General features: G+C 62.0%; 17 protein-coding genes. 2 read left to right on the top strand and 15 right to left on the bottom strand.

Annotation, left to right across the window (positions count from 1 at the left end):
• Positions 1 to 15 precede the first annotated feature (15 nt).
• The 13 genes from tssA to tssB form a co-directional block, all read right to left on the bottom strand.
• On the bottom strand, positions 16 to 1434 hold the full coding sequence (gene tssA / locus ACFC20_RS16080) for a type VI secretion system protein TssA (protein ID WP_375193888.1): 1419 nt from the start codon (positions 1432 to 1434) through the stop codon (positions 16 to 18).
• A 42-nt stretch (positions 1435 to 1476) separates the two neighbouring features.
• Entirely contained in the window at positions 1477 to 2127 is a 651-nt protein-coding gene (gene vasI / locus ACFC20_RS16075; RefSeq protein WP_375193887.1) for a type VI secretion system-associated protein VasI, read from the bottom strand.
• Positions 2124 to 3695 carry a sigma 54-interacting transcriptional regulator gene (locus ACFC20_RS16070; RefSeq protein WP_375193893.1) on the bottom strand — a complete coding sequence of 524 codons (1572 nt, stop codon included), beginning with the start codon at positions 3693 to 3695 and terminating at the stop codon, positions 2124 to 2126. The genes vasI and ACFC20_RS16070 overlap by 4 nt, the downstream gene beginning before the upstream one ends.
• A 258-nt stretch (positions 3696 to 3953) precedes the next feature.
• Positions 3954 to 6596, bottom strand: a complete 2643-nt coding sequence (gene tssH / locus ACFC20_RS16065) for a type VI secretion system ATPase TssH (protein ID WP_375193886.1) — start codon at positions 6594 to 6596, stop codon at positions 3954 to 3956.
• A 10-nt stretch (positions 6597 to 6606) separates the two neighbouring features.
• On the bottom strand, positions 6607 to 7431 hold the full coding sequence (gene icmH, locus ACFC20_RS16060; protein WP_375183203.1) for a type IVB secretion system protein IcmH/DotU: 825 nt from the start codon (positions 7429 to 7431) through the stop codon (positions 6607 to 6609).
• 3 nt (positions 7432 to 7434) lie between these two features.
• A complete protein-coding gene (gene tssK / locus ACFC20_RS16055; RefSeq protein WP_375183202.1) occupies positions 7435 to 8769 on the bottom strand; it encodes a type VI secretion system baseplate subunit TssK in 1335 nt (444 codons plus the stop codon).
• On the bottom strand, positions 8769 to 9302 hold the full coding sequence (gene tssJ / locus ACFC20_RS16050; RefSeq protein ID WP_091988749.1) for a type VI secretion system lipoprotein TssJ: 534 nt from the start codon (positions 9300 to 9302) through the stop codon (positions 8769 to 8771). Before tssJ ends, tssK begins: the two co-directional genes overlap by 1 nt.
• Positions 9299 to 10651, bottom strand: coding sequence for a type VI secretion system-associated FHA domain protein TagH (gene tagH / locus ACFC20_RS16045; RefSeq protein WP_375183201.1), 1353 nt, complete (start codon positions 10649 to 10651; stop codon positions 9299 to 9301). The genes tssJ and tagH overlap by 4 nt, the downstream gene beginning before the upstream one ends.
• Positions 10652 to 10670: 19 nt before the next feature.
• Positions 10671 to 11687: a type VI secretion system baseplate subunit TssG gene (gene tssG / locus ACFC20_RS16040; protein WP_375193885.1), complete on the bottom strand. Its 1017-nt coding sequence runs from the start codon at positions 11685 to 11687 to the stop codon at positions 10671 to 10673.
• Positions 11651 to 13423 (bottom strand): type VI secretion system baseplate subunit TssF, encoded by a 1773-nt coding sequence (gene tssF, locus ACFC20_RS16035; RefSeq protein WP_375193884.1) that lies wholly within the window; start codon positions 13421 to 13423, stop codon positions 11651 to 11653. The genes tssG and tssF overlap by 37 nt, the downstream gene beginning before the upstream one ends.
• 292 nt (positions 13424 to 13715) lie before the next feature.
• Entirely contained in the window at positions 13716 to 14156 is a 441-nt protein-coding gene (tssE, locus tag ACFC20_RS16030) for a type VI secretion system baseplate subunit TssE (protein WP_375193883.1), read from the bottom strand.
• Between the two features lie 3 nt (positions 14157 to 14159).
• A complete protein-coding gene (gene tssC / locus ACFC20_RS16025; protein WP_375193882.1) occupies positions 14160 to 15641 on the bottom strand; it encodes a type VI secretion system contractile sheath large subunit in 1482 nt (493 codons plus the stop codon).
• A gap of 54 nt (positions 15642 to 15695) precedes the next feature.
• Complete coding sequence (tssB, locus tag ACFC20_RS16020) at positions 15696 to 16193, bottom strand: type VI secretion system contractile sheath small subunit (protein ID WP_374964953.1); 498 nt, start codon at positions 16191 to 16193, stop codon at positions 15696 to 15698.
• Between the two features lie 294 nt (positions 16194 to 16487).
• On the opposite strand from tssB, the gene ACFC20_RS16015 reads away from it, so the two are divergent.
• Together ACFC20_RS16015 and ACFC20_RS16010 are read left to right on the top strand one after the other, a co-directional pair.
• Positions 16488 to 16748, top strand: a complete 261-nt coding sequence (locus ACFC20_RS16015; protein WP_375193881.1) for an acyl-CoA-binding protein — start codon at positions 16488 to 16490, stop codon at positions 16746 to 16748.
• Between the two features lie 134 nt (positions 16749 to 16882).
• Entirely contained in the window at positions 16883 to 17197 is a 315-nt protein-coding gene (locus tag ACFC20_RS16010; protein ID WP_375193880.1) for a site-specific integrase, read from the top strand.
• 8 nt (positions 17198 to 17205) lie between these two features.
• On the opposite strand, the gene ACFC20_RS16005 is transcribed toward ACFC20_RS16010, so the two are convergent.
• Positions 17206 to 17676: a hypothetical protein gene (locus ACFC20_RS16005; RefSeq protein WP_375193879.1), complete on the bottom strand. Its 471-nt coding sequence runs from the start codon at positions 17674 to 17676 to the stop codon at positions 17206 to 17208.
• Positions 17677 to 17791: 115 nt separating this feature from the next.
• Positions 17792 to 18304 carry a transcription elongation factor GreB gene (greB, locus tag ACFC20_RS16000; protein WP_375193878.1) on the bottom strand — a complete coding sequence of 171 codons (513 nt, stop codon included), beginning with the start codon at positions 18302 to 18304 and terminating at the stop codon, positions 17792 to 17794.
• Positions 18305 to 18431: the final 127 nt, after the last annotated feature.

The raw sequence follows: 18431 nt of genomic DNA, 5'->3' as shown, positions 1-18431 counted from the left end.
GGTGAATGTCTTTGGTCAGCCCAGCTTCTCGAGCTGCTTGACCAGGGTTGGCTCCCAGGCCTCCAGGGCCAACCCGCGAACCTGGGCCTGCAGGTCCTGAACCAGTTGCGCCGCCAGCGTTTTCAGACCTGCCTCTTTCATCAGGCGAGCGCTGGCCAAGCGCCAGTACAGGCGGTCCCGCGGCTCCCGGGCCTCTGCAAGTCCGTCCTCGAGCAACTGCATGCCCTCGGCGAGTTCCCCAGCGACCACCCGTTCCCGGGCCTGCCCGTATACCTGTTCCCAGGCGTCAACGCCACTGCCGGAGGCGCTCTCCGTCGGCGATGTCCAGAGCCAGTCGCTCGCTTCCCCTGACAGGAACGGCGTTCCGTCATTGAAGGTAAGCTCCGGCAGCTGCGGCAATCGATCGACAAACTCACGGCATGCCCGGCGAATCGCTTCAGCACACTCGCCATGGCCCAGACGATTTGCCACCTGGGCACTTAACCAGTGTCCGTCGAGCCAGAACGGGCTGACCGACAGGCTCTGTTCCACCCGCTGCCACAGGGCCTGATCCGGCGTCTTTTCAAGCGCCTCGCGATAATCGGCAACGCGGTCGGCGCTGACCGCTGCCAGGTCGGTTCGCTGGCCATCCCGCGTCGGCGGCACGGTCGTAATGGTGTGCCAGATGGCGTAGCGCCGCAGCTGGTAGCCAAGCGGCTCACCAGGGCCGGTGTCGGTCAGCAGATCTGCCACCTTTAACAGGCTCTGACGGGTAGCCCGCTCATTGCCGGGGTCCAGGCTTAGGGTGCCCAGGCTGGCTGTCGATGTAGCCGGCGATGACGTTGCCGGGGTGCTCCTGAGCTCGGATTCCGGGGCCGAAGGCGCAGGGGTGGTTTCGCTGGTCACCGGAAGCTTTTCGATGGCTCGCTTCAGGTCGCTCAGAGACTCCTCCGGCAAAGCCCTGGCAGAGGCCTGCTCAAGCAGCGATGCCAGTACCTCAAGGCAGTACTGGCGACCATCGCCAACACTGCCATCGAACGACAGGCCCTCCACACCCTTGGTGGCCCGCTGCAGCATCTGGGTGAACATCATCTTGCGGGCCCGCTGGCCCTTTTCACCAGGATAGGGCCAGGCCTTCTCCCACCACTCATCCAGCACTCGATGCAACAGATACAGAGACAGTGCAAACCGCTCACCATCGCCACCGCGCTGCAGGGCAAGGAGCAGGAATCCCAGCACCTTGAGGTGCTTGCTGCGGTCGGACAGAATGGTCAGCGCTTTCTGCTCAACCTTGCTCCAGTCGATATCATTGTGCGCCAGGGAGCCGATTTTCATGATTTCGTTCTCGAGGAACTCGAGGGCCGGATCCTCACCCAGCGCCTCGCCCACCCCGCTCTCGCCTGGCAGCGCCGAAATCACCTGGCTGACGTAGGGATGCTGCTCAATCACCTGCATAACGGGGCTCCTTTGGGGACTTTGGCTCCGGCAAAACGGCGGTTACCATCCGCACCTCTCCCGCAGGGGCTTAATGGCCTGGCCGAAACCCGACAGGTCGAACAGCAAGCCGTCGATGGCACTGTCGGTTGAATCAATGCGCACGTCCGGGCCCCGCAGCAGTCTCTGTACCGTGTGGATCGAGGGCAGGCCACGACCACCACTGAGGACAAAGCCGTTGTCCCGCACCCGCCATTCCATGATGTCCGTCCCCATGGCCAGCCGAATGCGCTCGTTCTCTAACGGTTCGGGCATCATCAACGCCAGTTCCGTGATGTTGTTGTGGCACTGCAGCACCAGGCGGGGCCGCGGTGGCTCAACGCCAAGGGCGGCGACGGTGACCAACTGCCCGGCTGCCCGGCCGGTATCCCGGTATACGGCCGTGCCGGTATCCTCCGGGTAGCCGGCGGACGCATAGGCCTGGCGCCATTGTTCGCTGCGCAGGCTCGCAGGCACCGAAGCCTGCGCCTCGGCCCGGAGATCAACCGGCGTGTCAAACACCGCATCGAAACAGGCCAGTCGTTCGAGCCGCTGAACTTCACCGGTGCAGCGCCTGGCCTCGTCAACCAGCCCCGCCCAGGCCGATGGCTGCAAGGCCGTGAATGCGGTTACCAGGGCAACCGAGCGCGGGATGAACCTGAGAAACGCCCTCATGATTCGCTTACCTGATACTTGAGACACTTGTGGGCCAGGGTGCGCTTCGGCAAGCCCAGGCTCTCGGCCGCCTGGGCCCGGTTGCCGCCATACTGGCGCAACCGTTCCCGGATAATGGCCGCCTCGAACGCCTGGGCAGCCGCTTTCAGATCCCGGATTTCGTCGGTGTCAGGCAGCCACGACAACGCCTCGCGGCCGGCAGCGGCGGGCTCGGCGACCCAGGTCTGGGGTGCCTCGAACAGGTCGTTCAACCGCAGGACTTCTGGCTGGATGTCATCCCCGACCGGTGTCTGCAGACAGGCCAGTTCAATGATGTTGCGCAGCTCCCGGACGTTGCCGGGAAAGTCATAACCGGAAAGCAGGTGCAGGGCATGGCTGGATATGCCCATGGGGCCCGCCCCCTCCCGTTCGGTGTAATGGCGGATAAAATGGCGACTGAGTGCCTCGAGGTCCTCCGGCCGCTCCCGAAGCGGAGTAACCCGGAGCGGGAACTGGCTCAGCCGATAAAACAGGTCCCGGCGGAAGCTGCCATCATCAATCCCGGCCTGCAACGGCTGGTGGGTGGCCGCCACCAGGCGAAAATCCGAGCGTTGCTCCTCTCTGGCTCCCAGCGGACGGAACTTCCGGCTTTCCAGCACCCGTAACAGTTTGGACTGAAGCGCCATCGGCATGTCGCCAATTTCGTCCAGGAACAGGGTGCCACCGTCGGCCTGGGCCAGCAGCCCTTCCTTGGCCTGGTCGGCACCGGAGAAGGCGCCTTTGGTGTGACCAAAGAGTTCACTCTCCAGCAGGGTATCGGGGATGGCGGCACAGTTGACCACCACCATGGGGCCGTCAGCCCGACCGGAGAGCTGGTGGATGCCCTGGGCAACGACGTCTTTGCCGCAACCGGTTTCGCCCTGGATCAGGACCGAGAGCTGGCTGGCGGCCGCGCGGACGATCTGGGCCCTGAGCCGGGTCATGGCCTGGGAGTTCCCCACCAGGGTCCGGGCCAGCTGGTCGCACCGGTTGCGCACGGTTTCCGCATCGTGCAGGTGGTCGAGCGAGCGTTTCAGAAGCCGGCGCTGCCAGACCTGGTCACGGCTTTGCAGCTGACTGATCCACTGGTGCACCAGCAGTTGCCGAAGCCCCCGGTATAGCGGTTGTGCGGTAATTCCTGCCCACTCCGGCTCGTCACGGCACAGCACCAAGATTCCGAGGGTGCGACCATCGTCGCCGCTCAGGGGCTCAAGCCACAGGGAGCGGGGGCGGTTGCTGGCGTCGAACAGCGCCTGGAAGCCCGGGTGGTCGAGGCGGTAGCTGGCGGCTCGTGTCAGTTCCCGGGCCTGGCCGGTCTGGAGCACATGGGCAAAGGGGTGGCTGAAGTCACCGCAGTCGAATTCGCCGTCTTCGGCCAGGTCGCTGCAGTGCAGGGTGCGGCCACTGAGGTCGAGTTCCAGGGCCCAGCAGCGGCTCAGGCCGAAGGTGGTTTCCAGCTGGCTTGTGGCCGTTTTCAGCAGGTCCGGCAGGGTGTCCTGCTGGATCAGGGCCACCGCCAGGTCAATGCCGGTGTGCAGTTCCATCTGCATCCGTCCCATTGTCTTATTCCCAGTCTTATAAAAATTGAGATCGCCGTCCGCACAGCCTGCGGGGTGGCTTTCCAAAACACGCCGTGAATACATCCCTGTAGGCTCCGCTCCGCCCCTCACTGCTTACTGCTCCTGCGTCGCAGTGAGGGTCCTGGCTTGGCCATCCCTGGCCAACCCGTGAAGAGCTTTCGCTCTTCACCCATGGCTCCGCAGGGTTTTGGAAAGCCACCCCGCAGGCTGCGCTACGTTTCAGTTGCCCTAGGCAACAGTCCCTGCGAATCGATGCCCATCGATACCAAGAGTAACTTTGTTCACCGGCTCCCTGGCTGCCAGTTTCTCCAGCAACGCCAACGACACCGGCGGCAGCAACTCACCCTCTATGATCGACTCGAGCATCCTCGCGCCATTCTCGCTTCGGGTTGCCCGGCTTCGGATGGCTTCGATCAGCCCGTCTTCCAGTTCCACATCCGTTTGGTATCGGGTCCGGATCTGGTCGGCCAGCCGGTTCAGCTTGTCGCCGACAATCCGGTTGAGCGTGTCTTCGCCCAGGGGCAGGTAGGGCACCACTTCCATTCGGGCCAGCAGGGCCGGCTTGAAGAAGCCTGCCAGTTCCGGGTAAAGCGCTTCTTCGAGGCTGCCCGGGGATTCGGCGTGGCTGACGATGGTCTTGTAGCCCAGGTTGGAGGTGAGGAAAAAGACTACGTTCTTGCAGTCGATCAACCGACCCTCACCGTCCGCCAGTTCGCCCTTGTCGAAGGCCTGGTAGAACAGGTTGAGCACTTCCGGGTGGGCTTTTTCGACTTCGTCGAGGAGCACCACGGAATAAGGTTTCTGACGGATAGCCTCGGTGAGGATGCCGCCTTCGCCGAAGCCGACGTAGCCCGGGGGCGAGCCGATCAGGCGGGAGACGGTGTGCTTCTCCTGGTATTCGGACATGTTGATGGTAGTCAGGAACTGGCGGCCGCCGTAGAGCAGTTCGGCCAGTTGCACCACGGTTTCGGTCTTGCCGACGCCACTGGGGCCAACCAGCAGGAAAGCGCCCATGGGGCGGCCCGGCCGGCGCAGGTCGGCGCGGGCGGTAAGCAGGTGCTGGTGCAGGCACTCGATGGCGGTGTCCTGGCCCTTGATGTGTTCCTGCAGATACGCCGGCAGGTGGGTGATCTTTTCCAGTTCGTCGGTGGTCATACGGTTCACCGGGATGCCGGTCCAGTCGGCGATCACTTCGGCGACCTGACGGGCGTCTACTCGGGCGTGGACCAGAGGTTCGTCAGCCTGGAGTTTGCCCAGTTCCTGTTCGATGGCGGCCGCTTCGCTTTTCAGGTCCGGGCGTTCTTCGTAATCGGCCTCCGCCAGTTCAACAGCGGCTTCCTCGGCGGTGTCGGTTTCAGCATCCTCCTGAAGCAGGCGTTCGCGGATATCAACCAGTCGGGCCACCAGCTCGCGCTGGTCGTTCCAGCGCTGTTCCAGGGCTTCGGATTCAGCGGTCAGGTCGGCCATTTGCTGTGCCAGAGCCTGTTCCCTTTCGGTGTCGACGGTCTGGCCCAGGGCGTGTTCCCGGGTCATCAGGTGTTGCTCCATGGCCACCTGGTGCAGCTGGCTGCGAACATGGCTCAGACGCCTGGGCGGTGTACTCAGGTTCAGGCTCATCCGGGCGCAAGCCGTGTCCAGAACGTCGATGGCTTTGTCCGGCAGCTGGCGACCGGCCAGGTAGCGGGCCGACATTTCGGCAGCAGCTTTCAGGGCGCTGTCGGCGATCAGTACCTGATGGGCTTTTTCGTAGACGGTGCGCAGGCCTCGGAGAATATGGACCGCCTCGCCCGGTGTCGGTTCGTCCAGCGCCACCGGCTGGAAGCGGCGGCTGAGGGCCGGGTCTTTTTCGAAGTATTTCTTGTACTCGCGCCAGGTGGTGGCGGCGATGGTGCGCAGCTCGCCCCGGGCCAGAGCCGGTTTCAGCAGGTTGGCGGCGTCGGAGCCACCCTCACTGTTGCCGGCGCCGATCAGGGTATGGGCTTCGTCGATGAACAGGATGATCGGGGTGGCGGCGCCTTTGACCGCTTCGATCACGCCTTTCAGGCGTTTCTCAAACTCGCCTTTCACCGAGGCGCCGGCCTGCAGGGCGCCCATGTCCAGGGTCCAGAGTTCGACGTTTTTCAGGCGGTCTGGCACGTCGCCGTTGACGATGCGCAGGGCCAGGCCTTCCACCACGGCACTTTTGCCCACGCCGGCGTCGCCCACCACGATGGGGTTGTTCTTTCGACGGCGGCAGAGGATGTCGATCATCTGGTCGATTTCGGCGTCCCGGCACACCACCGGGTCGAGTTTTGCATCACGGGCCAGCCTGGTGAAGTCGGTGGCGTAGCGAGTGAGCGGGTCCATGTCGGCTTGCACAGTCGGCTTGTCCGCGCCGTTTTCCGCCAGCCGCGGGCGTTCGATGGAGCCATCCGTCAGCCGATCAAACTGCTTGCGCAACTGCTCCCGGTTGATGTCCGCTAGGGCTCGGGTCACCGCCGGCATCAGGTAGCGGTCGGCGTTCATCAGCAGGGCAAGGAACATGGCACCGGAGCGCAGCTCGGTGTGGTCGAGTTCGGTGGAGGCCAGCAGCCAGGCGTCCTGCATCAGTTCCACCAGCAGCGGTGAGAACGACGGATACGACTCCGCACTTTGCGGCTCACCATTGAGGCTATCGCCCACCAGCGGCTGCAGGTGCTGGTGATTCACACCGGTGTGCTCCAGGATCTGACGCACGTCGGAGAACGGCGTTTCCAGCAGCTTGAATAACAAATGCGCCGGGGTAATCTCGGCGCCCTGGCGGCTGATGCAAAGGGCGGCTGAGTCTTCCAGGGCCTGGCGTGAAATGTCGTTGAGGCGCCCGATCAGCGCCGGCAGTTCTACCCGAATCACAGTGATTTCCTTATTTCGGTAGTTGGTCGAGTACGCGCAATACGTCCGTGATGCGCTCGTTCAATGCCATGTTGTAGAGAGAATAGATGCCAGCCATCGCCGCCACGAACAGCCCGCCAATACCCCACAACGGCAAGCCGCTGCGAAGGCGGTTGCCAGAGCGGGTGACATTGAGCCGGGCGTCCGCCAGGGGCGCCGGGTCCTGATCGTCCCGAAGGGTTTTGAGCTGCTCATGCAGCCCACGGACAATCTGCTCGTATTCGTCCCTGCCGTTTTCCATAACCTTGTAGCGGCCTTCAAATCCCAGGCACAGGCACAGGAAGATGAATGCCAGCATATCCCGGTAACGGGCCGGCTCCTGTTCCATCCGCGCCAGAATGGCAAAGACCTTTTCGCCACCCCAGGTTTCGTTATGGAATCGCGACAGCAGCGAATGCTGGGACCAGACGCTGTGAGCGCCCCAGTCGGTGCCCAGCACCGCCTCGTCGATGAAGGCGCAGAGCACATAACGGTAGGCAACAACCACCGGCCTGTCGTAGCCCTGCTCCACCAGTTCCCGATCGACGGCGGCAATGTCGTCCACCACCTGCTGGTACAGGCTGTCAACGGCCCGGAAGTCGGCCAGGCGCCGAATCCGGATCACCAGCCCCAGCAGCGGTGTCGCCGCATCAATCAGGCGATTGGCTTCCAGTCCGCGAAGCTGGAACTGCTCGTCGAGCCCACCCTCCGGGCTCTCAGAGTGGCCGGAACGGTCGGCAAACAGCAGGTCGCTGAACGCACTGCTGCCTGAATCCTTGCTGCCATTCGGTAAATCCATTACCTGTGCGTTTGCCATGGCTTAACTCCTGATTGCCCAGAACTGCATTTCCATGCCCGGGAAACTGCCAGCCACGTGGAAGGCGAAGCCGCTGGCGTTGTCGAGCATCTGCCACGCCTGGCTCTGGTCGTCCAGGCGGAAATAGACGAAGCCGGCGTGATACGGAAGCTGACGCGGCGCCACCGGCAATGCCGTCAGCGGTATACCCGGCAACTGAAGGCTGATGAGGTCCCGGATTTTCTCCACCGAGGCGACTTTGCACTGCTGGGTGAACTGCTTCTTCAGATCGTCCAGGGGCATATCCGCCTTCACTGCCAGAATGAATTCGGCCTCCCTAACCAGCTGGGCGTCCTGCACCGGTGCCACCGTAAGGCCGTACTGGCGCTCCTGCAACTGGATAGCCAGGGCTCTCGGTTCCAGAACGGTACTCAGGGACTGTCGCAACACCTGCATCAGGGGCGCGAAACAATCCTCCGGCAGATCGTGGTCGTAGGCCGGATATTCCCTGGGCAGGCGTCCTTCGTCGGTGAAAGTGACCAGTTCGCCACACAGCTCCAGCAAGGCCTCATAGAGCCGTTCGGGATGCAGCTGGCGCAGACGGGCCAGGTGTAGGAACCTGGGGTGAGCCCGATTGAGCATCTGCAGCAACATGAAATCCGCCACATCGGCCACGCCACCCTGCCCGGGTGCCCCCACGCGTTCGGCAATGGTGCGGGCCCGCTCGCGCATCAGGCCCGCCATCTCGCCGACAAAGCGCTGCAGCCTGGGTGCCGCCCGCACACTCAGCATGGTGGGCACGAAGGCCGGGTCCATCACCAGGCTGCCATCGGGACGCTTTTCCAGAATCCGGCCGATGGCCAGGGCCGAATAGGCGCTCCGGTCCTCCCGTTCCAGCATCAACCGGGGCGCCACCCGACCGACATCAATGGCGTGGGCGTCGCCGTCAATGGAATGCAGGTCCCGGATTTCCCGGGTTTCCGCCCGGAAACGGCCAGCCACCGGCGCCTCGGGCCAGGCCACCTCGGCCAGGCTATCGCTGCCCAGGGGCAGTGCCAGGTACACAATCTGGTTGGCCACCGAGGCGTCGCTTATTTCCAGCGGCTCCGGCATCACGTCGTCCTGAGGCAAACTGAACCGGGTACCGTCGGAAAACAGGCCGGAGGCCCGCACAAGGCCCACCCGGCCGAAGGTCAGATACTCGGCGTTCAGCTCCAGATCACTGAAGCCATAGAGGTAGTCCGATATCGCCAGGGCGCGCTCGTTGATCTGGTGTTCCAGATACCGCTGCTGTTGCTGGAAGTGCTGGGGTTTGATGAACAGGCCATCACTCCAGACCACTCGATTGGTAACGGCCATCAGGTATCATCCGAATGCTTGAGTTTCACTTCCCGCTCCCGCAGGTTCACCAGCAGGTTATAGCGGCCTCCAATGGGATCCACCTTCACCACCTTTTTCCATTGCGACAGGTTCGGGTAGGCGTAAAAGGCAATCACGCCGATAAAGCGGGTGTCCTCGCCAATCTCGAAGGGTTCGATGTACTTGAACTGACCCGGGACCAGGGAATAGTCGCTGTGGTCCACGTAGTTCTGTCCCAGTGAAGCTTCGAGGTCGGTGAGCAGCTGGTCGAAATCCCCCGCCATCAGGAGGGAACTGTCACGCATTTCGATTACCTGGAAGGCGATGGGGGTTGGCGCCAGGGATTCGTTCGGGTTCATGTCCGGCTCCGCCACCATGGTCAGCCCAACGCGGCTGGGCAGGTCTTCCGGGTAGCCCACGGGAATGTCCGGGTCCCAGAGCACCTTGGCGGTCTTGGTGACCGCGTTGTACGGCGTGCTGCATCCGGCAAGCACCAATACAATAGCTAGCAAGCTCCATTTGCACGTCTTCACAACTGACTCTCCCTCTGTAGTTGACGCAGATGTTGGTCGTAGGCCTGCTCGAACACCTCCTGGAACAGGCGCTCGAACCCTTGCTGACGACTGGATTTCAATTCCCGGTAGTAATGCTGGTACATATCCCAGGCCCAGCGGCCTTCGTCTTCGCTCTGGCGCAATCCCCGGCGATAGCCGTGGAAGCGCTGCAGCAGCGCCTCCGGTGAAAACGCGTGCAGGATGGCCTGGAGTGCTTCGCTGATGGCCCACCGGGTAGCCTGCTGATGATGGTTCAGGCTCTGCAGGCTTTCCCGAACCGCCGCCGGCGCGGAAAGGTGCACGGGGCTGCGCTGACTGGCGAACAGGGTCTGTACCGTGGCCTGATAGTCGTCACCTAGCCGCAGCGGATTGTCCTCGATGGGCTGCAAACGGGTTCTCAAGGCCTGGTGCCGACTGTCCTCGCACTGGTGCAGGGCCAGCAGCCCCTCCATGGTGGCCCTGAGCGTCTGGCCAGCTTCTTCCAGGAAAAGCCGCATCTCGTCGCTGTCGGCGAAATCAAGCTCCGCCTCCAGACCCCTGAGCAGGGGCGCACCGCTGATGTGCGTGCTGCTGCGATCCTGACTGGCAGACGGCCTCCCAAGACTCTCTCGGCCGGTCATTACGGGGGTGGTTCCGTTCTCATGCATCCCGGTCATATCTCCGTTATCTCCTTTGCGAATCGGTAAACCGACGGCCACGTCCCGGTGTTCCCGATACTCGTCCGATACGGCCCTTTCTCCGGACAGCCAATGGTCTTCCGAGGCCATCAGGGCGTCGCACTCGGGGTCCCGGGCGCCATCCGTTGCCGGGTCGCGCCAGGCGGCCATCGGATCGTCGCTGACGGCTTCACCCGGCGCCGGCTGCAATGGCGCCAGCGGCTCGGCCCCCTGCCACTGGCAGTCCTGGCCGCGGGCTTTCAAAAGGGGCTCTGCCGAGGTCTCGACCAGCTCAGCGCACGGCTCTGCGTCCGTCGCCAGCGGCTCTTCGCCGGGCTCGATCAAATCTGCCCGAATGCGGTAACGGCCGATAACCAGGGTGTCACCGTGCTTCAGACGCGCCCGACGGCCGCGCCCCACCGGCTGGCTGCCGCTGTTGATATAGGTTCGACCGCTGCGATCAATCAGACAGAACACACCGTCGAGGAACCGGATCTCGGCGTGGCCGGGCACCGCTCCGGTGCGCTGGGACGACAGCCGCCAGGTGTCGTTCGCGGCAGTGCCGATGGACCCACCGCGCACACCGAACTGATGATCAGTGCTGGCCCCGGCGGTTGCTGCGGCGGGGTTGACGATAGTCAGTCGGAGGCTCGGAGCCTGTGTTTCATCCATGATGCGCGTCCCTGCCTTTCTATCGGCGAATCTGAAGTCGAACGGCCGGCCGTTGCCGGGCCTGTTCCGGTGTCACAAAGCTGTTCCAGCCCAAGCGGACATCCTCGCCCAGTTGCATGGCCCGTATGTCCTTCGGTCGCATCTGCAGCTCCAGGTCGTACGCCAGCTGTTCGCGGGTGGCGAACTCCACCAGCTTCACCAGACGCTGGTGATCACGCCCGTTGGGCAGGAAGTCAGCGAAGCGCTCCCGGCTGAGATTGCGCAGTCGCAGCACAAACTTGCCACTGCGGTCGCGAATGCTGTTCCCCGCCAGGGTGTCGTTGCCCAGGGAGGCATTGGCGCGCCCCAGCCGGGTCTGCTGATCGGGAGCTATGGCAACCTTGCGAAGCACCCACTGCTCGATGCTGACGTCATCCAGGTCAAAACAGTGAGCCACAATGCCACTGACCACCTCCGGCGAGCGGCTGCGGCCAGCCATAAGCCCGGCGTAAGCCAGCATCTTGGACCAGTTTACTGGCGTGGCCTCCCGCAAACGGCTGTCGCCGAGACCCACCAGGGCGAAGATCAGCTCAGAAAAGCCGTCAGAGGCGCCGGGCTGGAAGCGCACGTAGTACCGATACTTGCGCCAGGCCCGATGGAACAGGGTAACCAGGCGATGGTTGAAGAAATCCAGGAAATGCCGTCGAATGCCCAGGTTCTGGCCCGCCTCCCAGGCCAGGTCCTCCAGGTAATAGCCCGGCAACGGCGACTGGCAGCCGTGCAGGCCCAGAAAGCTGACTTCCAGCTGATAGGGCGCATGCTCATGTTCCGGTGACAGCGCCGAAACCACGTCGCTGCCGGGGAAGCCCAGCCCCGCCGACGCCGAAAACCGGATCCGTTCCTGCCGCGGCTGATCGTCGCCGTTGCGCTCCAGATCGTCGCCGTGGTGCCGGTGAATCAGGTCCACCAGCTGGAAAAAACTGTATCGCCGCGCATTGCCCAGGACGGGTTGCAGCTCGGCTACATCAGCGGCTGCTGACCTTGCTGTAACGTCCATGTGTACCGTTCCTGATTGTCGGTGTTCACCACTTCCAGTTGGTGAAATGCGTTGATGCTGGCGTAAAGGGCAAAGAACTGGCTGAGAACCGTGCCGAACAGGTACAGATCCCCTTCCGAGGCAAAGGCCTGCTGGTCCAGCTTGAGGACCGACCGGATGCCCCGGACCGGAAGCCCCTTCACCATCCGGTCCACCGGGCGGGTCTCGATGCCGGTAATGCCGGCCAGGCGCTTCTGGGACACCCGCTCCGCCTGGCGGTCCACCAGGGCCCGGAAATCATAAACCCGAAGTACGGTACGCAGGGCATCCACGTCGAGCATCGACAGGTAGTTCAGTGACAGATTGGAGATCAGTGTCCACAACAGGCTGCCGTCCAGGGTCGGCCGCAGGGTCGCCGTAGGACGCGTAACGTTGCTGAACGTGGCAAATGCCGGTGTATTCTCGGTGGCCATGCAGATCTCACCCACCGCCAGCTGACCCGGCAACTGCCGGTTGGTACAGGTGAGGGTCAGGGAAATGGCCTCCTGTCGGCTCAGGCACTCGGACTCGTCACCCCGGACAAACGACATGTAATGATCAAAACCGTCGCCGCGCACGCTGTCCCTGGCGCGCACCCGGTAGTAAAGAGCAGTGCGTCCACGATCCCGCTCCACCTCGTGCTGAAAGCTCTCGAACGCGGTGTAGATGCGCGGCTCACCACGGCCGGAGCGCCCTTCCAGCCAGCCCTCTACCTGCTCGATGCTGAACACCTCGTAGTGGTCCGGTGAGCGGCTCGAGGGCGAGATCCGATATTCGGTCTGGCGGCCGTTCAGGTCCACCGGTTCGCCCTCGTGGGTGAACAGGTTCACCGCCGGGGTGCAGTAGAGCTGGAAGTTGTTTTCCCGCACTTTTGCATCGGGCGGCAGTATCCGGCTGAAATGAAAACGCAGGCTGATTTCGTCCGCCTGCACCGCTGGCAGGCGGCGCCCGAGGCCGTGAATGTCCACAAACCGGAAGGCCTCGGGAAAACTGAGGTATTCCTGCAGGATGCGGTAGCCCGGGTAGGCGTTCTTGGGATACGGCAGCAGGGCCTCATCGCTGGCAAACCCTACCGGTTGCAACAGAGAGGCAGGCAGTTGGCAGACGGTGTCGCCCACCACCAGTTCAATCCGCTCCAGGTAATGGTTAAGCCACAGGAAAAGGGTCTCGCCGATGTGGCTCTCACCACCCAGGTAAAACCGAAGGCTGTCCATACCCAGCGAAGACAGCGGCTGGTCAGTATGCAGGGCCAGGTCTACGGTCACCGAGGATACTTCCCGGGAATGCTCGGCATGGGCCGCCGCCACGCTCATGGGGTACACATCCACCGTCCGGCAGGTCCGGAACCGGCACTGCGTCTGACGAATGGCATCGCCCACGGGCCGGCTTTTGATCTCGGTGTGGCGTTCCACTCGCTGACGTTCACTGATGGCATGCAATTGGGGGTCGAAGCGCATGATGGTGCAACTGGGCACCGGTCGCAGGTAGTTCGGCCACAGCATGTTCAGCAGCGAGTGGGTGATTTCGGGAAATTCGTCCTCCACCTTCTCTCGCAGCTTGCCGGTCAGGAAGGCAAAGCCTTCCAGCAGTCGTTCCACATCCGGGTCGGTGCTCTGCTCGGACAGAAAGCGGGTGAGCTGCGGATGGGCATCCGCGAATTCCCGGCCCTGGAGCCTGAGAAAGCTTAGTTCGTCCCTGTAAAAGCGATTCAACTTCATCGTTACTGCACCTTGTCTGGCTCCAAGCAGAGCTGTGGTTGGTCTTTCCAAAAGACGCTTCGAGCCCGTCCGTGGGACGCTTGGGCTCCGCCATCCATGGCTCCGCACACTTTTGGAAAGACCAACCACAGCCCCGCTCTCATCCTTGCCTTCAAAACAGCCCAGAGCGTATACCACTCAGGTTTGCCGGAGGGGGTGGGGATGCTTTTCTGGCGGGAAAAAAGATGTCTGAGCGAAGCGAGTTGTTTTTTCCCAGAAGAAAAGTGTCGCCACCCCCTCCTATCCATGCTGTCTACATCACGCGGTAATACCGCTTGTCATCCAGAACCAAATCTATGGTTGTTTTGTCGTCTTTCGAACCGACGTTGAGATAGACCGTCACCTGAAACCGCAGCTGCAGCGGGTCGGGCCCCTGGGGCAGATTGACCACATCCACCCGTCTCACCCTGGGTTCGAACTTTTCAATGCACTGCCGGATCGCGCCGCGGATCTGAACGCTCAGATCGTGGGTCCCCAGGGTGGCGTCGTTGAAGTCCAGCAGGCCGAGGTCCGGTACGCTGGCACTGTTGCCCGGATGGGCATTCAGCAGGCGCACCAGGTGGCGCTTGATGGACTCAACCACATGGGTCACCTCCCCCATGCTCTGACCGGCCGGTTCGGCCGCCTGCTCCAGTCGTTCGAACAGGCTGCCGGTGCCGGCCTGCGATCCGTCGCTGGCCGGGTGCCGGAACACGGATCAGTCCTTGTCCAGCCGGCCAACCAGTGACAGCTCGAAGTTGGCACCCATGTACTTGAAATGGGGCCGAACCGCCAGGGACACCTGGTACCAGCCCGGATCGCCGTCCACGTCAGAGACGGTCACCTGGGCCGCGCGCAGGGGGCGACGGCTGCGAACTTCCGCAGGCGGGTTTTCCTGGTCGGCCACGTACTGGCGAATCCAGGTGTTCAGCTCCCGCTCCAGGTCCTGGCGCTCTTTCCAGGAGCCGATCTGTTCCCGCTGCAGCACTTTGATGTAGTGGGCCAGGCGGTTCACGATCATCATGTACGGCAGCTGGGTGCCCAGCTTGTAGTTGGTCTCCGCTTCCTTGCCTTCCTTGGTGTTCGGGAACTGCTTGGGTTTCTGCACCGAGTTGGCGGAGAAGAAGGCGGCGTTGTCGCTGCCCTTGCGCATGGTCAGGGCGATGAAGCCCTCGTCGGCCATTTCGTACTCGCGACGATCGGTGATCAGCACTTCGGTCGGGATCTTGGCCTCGAGCTGGCCGAACGACTCGAACAGGTGCACCGGCAGGTCCTCGACGGCGCCGCCGCTCTGCGGGCCGATGATGTTCGGGCACCAGCGGTACTTGGCAAAGCTCTCGGTCAGACGGGTCGCCAGCAGGTAGGCGGTGTTGCCCCACAGGTAGTGTTCGTGATCGCCGGAAACGTCTTCCTTGTAGTTGAAGCTGCGCACCGGGTTTTCGGTGGGGTCGTACGGCACCCGCAACAGGAAGCGCGGCGAGGTCAGGCCCAGATAGCGGGCGTCCTCGGACTCACGCAGGGAGCGCCACTTGGCGTATTTCGGGCCCTCGAACACGGCCTTCAGTTCCTTGATGGCCGGCAGTTCCTGGTAGCTGTCGACGCCGAAGAACGACGGGGCCACCGAGGACAGGAACGGCGCATGGGCCATGGCACCAACCGAGGACACGTACTGCAGCAGCTTCATGTCCGGCGTGGACGGGGTAAAGGCATAATTACCAACCACGGCGCCCACCGGCTCGCCGCCGAACTGGCCATACTCGGTGGAGTAGATGTGCTTGTAGAAGCCGGTCTGGGTAACGTCTGGCGCGAACTCGAAATCTTCCAGCAGCTCGGTCTTGGTGGCGTGAAGGATGTCCACCTTGATGTTTTCGCGGAAATCGGTGCGGTCCACCATCAGTTTGAGGCCGCGCCAGGAGGATTCCAGCTCCTGTAGCTTCGGTGCATGCAGGATCTCATCCATCTGGGCACTGATCTTGCGATCCAGCTCCACCACCATCTGGTCCACCAGGGCCTTGTTGACCGGCTGGCCTTTTTCGTCGCTTTTCAGCAGGTTGGCAATAAACGTTGCCACGCCCTTGCGGGCCACATCGTAACCCTCATCCGCCGGTGCCATGCGGCTGTTGGCCATGACCTGGTCGAGGAGAGACCCTTCGGCAACGGATTCGGAGGCAGCAGATTGCTGCACAGCAGTATCAGACATACCACATCCCTTCAGTACGTTTTGATGAAAATAGGAGAGTGAGCGTGCGTTCGCTTACTCGTTGCTGTCGGTGGCCAGTTCCAGTTCGGCCAGCAGCTTGTCCCGGGCGTCGTCGTTGTCCAGCAGCTCCTGCAGCTTGGAACGGAACGAGGGTACGTTACCCAGCGGGCCTTTCAGAGCCACGAGCGCTTCCCGCAGCTCAATGAGCTTGTTCAGCTCGGGCACCTGGCGGGCAACGCTGTCCGGGGAGAAATCGTCAAGGGTCTGGAATTCCAGGTTCACCGGCAGCTCGTCAGCGCCTTCATCCAGTTTGTTGGCCACAGTGGTGGAGAGGGTCAGACCCGCTTCCTTCATGACCGAACGGAAGTTGTTCTTGTCAACGGAAATGGCCTTACGATCTTCGATGGGGGTTTCTTCGGCGTGTCCCTTGAAATCGCCAACCACGAACATTTTCAGTGGCAGCTCGGTTTCTGCCTGCTGATCTCCGGTGGCGGGGACGTACTTGATATTGATGCGCTCTTTAGGCGCGACGGAACCGTCTTTTGAAGACATGCGCTTGCTCCCTGTGCAAATCATTTGCAGTTGTTCAATCCCTTGTACGCGCCCTCCTGGCGCGCAACCACCCGAACTCTACACAGATCGTTTTCCGTTCTCAAGCAAAAACTGGCCAGCGTTATCGGGAACTGTGCGCTCGGGCAAGCTTTTGCCAGAAGTCGATCCGCTTTCCGATTTGCCGCACCTGGCCGGGCATTCGGTCAATGACGGCGACCGGGGTGCTGGCTATACTCGCCAGATCACCAGCCTGATTAAAAACAGGAACCAACCCGAACCATAAGGAGAGACACTATGAGTGACCTGAAAACCCGCTTCGACGAGGCCGTGAATTACATCCAGACCGCCGAAGGCGACTTCAAGCCATCGAACGAGATGAAACTGGAGTTCTACGCGCTTTACAAGCAGGCCACTGAGGGAGACGTGTCCGGCAAGCGCCCGGGTATGATGGATTTCGTGGGCCGGGCCAAATTCGATGCCTGGGAAAAACTCAAGGGCATGTCCAAAGACGATGCCATGCAGCAGTACATCGACAAGCTGGAGTCCCTGAAATAAGCCCCCAGAGCCTGCCGATCCCGACTAGCCACAGTCGGGATCCCCTGAATACCGCGAATGCTTTGCGCCGGTAAAACGATTGTCATAAGATGCGCACATCATAACAAGAACAAACTTCCAGGAAGCAATCACTCATGGATATTACCGAGGCGCTGGAACAGTCCCAGCCGGGCCTTCTTGGCCGCGTCAGGGACGCCATCCGCAAACACCATCTGAACCAACGCTCCGAACAGACCTATCTGCACTGGATCACGCGTTTCGTGCTGTTTCACGATCTCAAGGATCCGGATACCCTGGCATCGGACCATCGCCAGCAGTTTCTGGAGTACCTTGGCAATCGTATGCGCGTGTCCCGGGCGAGACTGAACCAGGCCAGCCAGGCCCTGGCATTCTTTTACGAGGACGTGTTGGGCGAGACTGCCGTAGACAACGCCGCCAGCGCCGCCTGAAACGGGCCTCAACGCTCGGTCATATTGATATTGAGCGCATCGTAGTTGCGGTTTTCGGGGGGCCGGATCATGTAATTGTTGCTGTGGGTCTGGCCGGGAATGGATTTGGGGTTGCTGAACCGGAATTCCACCGGAATCTGGGAGCGGCCAAGATCCGTGCGGTTATCACCGGGCCTCAGCCCGAGTGGATCCAGGTAGAAATCATCTTCCACCCTCGGTTTCAGGGGCACGCCGGCGGCAGGTGCCGTGAGCCCACCCTCGATGACGGTATTCGCCAGAGTTTCTTCTTCAATCGAACGCAGAGAAATGGTGTCGATGGTGGAGCGCTCCTCGTAGTCGAAGGCGCTGGCGGTGTCGTTGCTGTCGTCAGCCTGCTCCGCCAGCGAACCGACGGAAGCCAGGGTGGTTGCCAGGCCAAGCGCAGCCCAGAAGCCGATCCGAAACGGAAAATACCTGCGGTGTTGTCCTGAAATACCCATGATGATGACCCTGGCAGACACTGGCTGCCGCACATACCCTGTGACATTTTTTGATCAGTCTATCGACAAAAACTACGCGCTGCCCGGCATTTCGACGATTTTGTGACAGTTTTCACTAGTCGGTGCCAGGCGCCTGGTAACGAATGTCCACCACAAAAACGGATTTCCAGCCCTCCGGCGTGCGGACACTGACTTCGTCGTCCAGACGCTTGCCAATCAGGGCCCGGGCGAGAGGCGAGTTAATGCTCAGGTAGCCCTTGCTGAGATCGAACTCATCGGCGCCAACCAGGCGGTAGGTCTGCTCATTTCCATCCTCATCCTCAACGGTTACCCAGGCGCCAAAGAACACCTTGCTACGGTCATCGGGCAACCGGTCCACCACGGTAAGCTCGTCCAGACGCTTGCTGAGGAATCGCACCCGCCGGTCAATTTCCCGAAGCTGCTTCTTGCCGTAGATGTATTCGGCATTCTCCGAACGGTCTCCCAGGGCTGCAGCCTCACGCACGGCCTGGGTGACCTCGGGCCGCTTTGTCTTCCACAGGTACTGCAATTCATCCCGCAGCGCCCGCTCGCCTTCCGGCGTAATATAGCGCGGTCGGGGCCCCCGGTTTTCTGATGCCTGGCTCATGGATGCGGCTATTCCCTGTTGACGATCAGTTGAACAAACACTTCCGGCATGGCCGGTGACATTGGCAGGGTGACAATCGGGATAGGGGGGAGCCATGAGGCTCCACCCCTCCCACACCACCCGGCAT

Source organism: Marinobacter sp. (assembly GCF_041984545.1).
Lineage (GTDB): Bacteria > Pseudomonadota > Gammaproteobacteria > Pseudomonadales > Oleiphilaceae > Marinobacter.
The sequence above is the reverse complement of the archived record's forward strand: the minus strand, read 5'-3'. Positions and strand labels throughout refer to the sequence as shown.